The following is a 1,382-nucleotide window of genomic DNA, read 5'->3' as shown; positions in this document are numbered from 1 at the left end:
TCGTGGCGGCCGTGCGTCTGCACGACGGTCGGATTGCCCTGCAGGTCGATCGAATCGCGCGGGCTGTGGATCGAGCTGGTCGGCTTGATCGCGATGTTGACGGTGATGTCCTGGCCGGTGCTGATGCCGCCCAGCACGCCACCGGCGTTGTTGGTGCGGAAGCCCTGCGGCGTCAGCTCGTCGCCATGCTGCGTGCCGCGCTGCGCGACGCTCGCGAAGCCGGCGCCGATCTCGACGCCCTTCACCGCGTTGATGCCCATCATCGCGTAGGCGATGTCGGCGTCGAGCTTGTCGAACAGCGGCTCGCCCAGCCCGACCGGCACCTGCGCCGCCTCGACGCGGATGCGCGCGCCGACCGAATCGCCCGACTTGCGCAGCGCGTCCATGTAGGCCTCGAGTTCGGCGATCTTCGAGGCGTTGGCGGCGAAGAACGGGTTCTCGCCGATGTGCTGGTGGCCCTCGAACGGAATCTCCAGCTCGCCCAGCTGGGTCATGTGGCCGCGGAAGGTGGTGCCGTACTGCGCCTTCAGCCATTTGCGCGCCACGGCGCCGGCGCCGACCATCGGCGCGGTGAGCCGGGCCGACGCGCGCCCGCCGCCGCGCGGGTCGCGGATGCCGTACTTGTGCCAGTAGGTGTAGTCGGCGTGGCCGGGCCGGAAGGTCTGCAGGATGTTGCCGTAGTCCTTGCTGCGCTGGTCGGTATTGCGGATCAGCAGGCAGATCGGCGTGCCGGTGGTCTTGCCCTCGTAGACGCCGGACAGGATCTCCACCGCATCCGGCTCGTTGCGCTGCGTCACGTGGCGCGAGGTGCCRGGGCGGCGGCGATCGAGCTCGGGCTGGATGTCGGCTTCGCTGAGCTCCATCCCCGGCGGGCAGCCGTCGATCACGCACCCGATGGCCGGCCCGTGCGACTCGCCGAAGTTGGTGACGCGGAACAGGGTGCCGAGGGTGCTGCCGGACATGGGTGCCTTCAAGACGGAAAACGGGAACGAGGCGCCAACACATCGTGATGCGAAGGCGGCCTTGAAGTTTAAGGGTTCGTCCCTTGGGAGCGCAGCCCGGTGCTTCAAGAGCGGAATCCTTGCTGATTCAGCAATGCCGACTTGCCGGTGATGGGGTTTTTCACAGTCAGGGACAACCCTAGCATTCACCCCCAAGACGCAGCACCGGTCGGTGTCTGCCACGCGGTCGGAGTTGGACGCGTGCCTGTGGGACAAGGGGTCCACCTACTGATCGGAGAAGAATCTCATGAAGTTCGCCACCTTTGCRGTGACCGCAGTCGCCCTGGCTGCCGCGTCGGCCGCCAACGCGCAAGACGCACAACAATCCACCACCAACGTGACGCTGTACGGCGTCGCCGATGCCTACGTGCAGTTCGCCAA

General features: G+C 67.1%; 1 protein-coding gene. It reads right to left on the bottom strand.

Annotated features, from left to right (window positions below; translation table 11 throughout):
- On the bottom strand, positions 1–962 hold a 962-nt coding region (aroC, locus tag AC1D15_RS32340), incomplete at its 3' end, for a chorismate synthase (RefSeq protein WP_477829280.1).
- Positions 963–1,382 lie beyond the last annotated feature (420 nt).

This window comes from Rhizobacter sp. P2_H2 (assembly GCF_056403375.1).
This window is presented reverse-complemented; position numbering and strand designations above follow the sequence as displayed.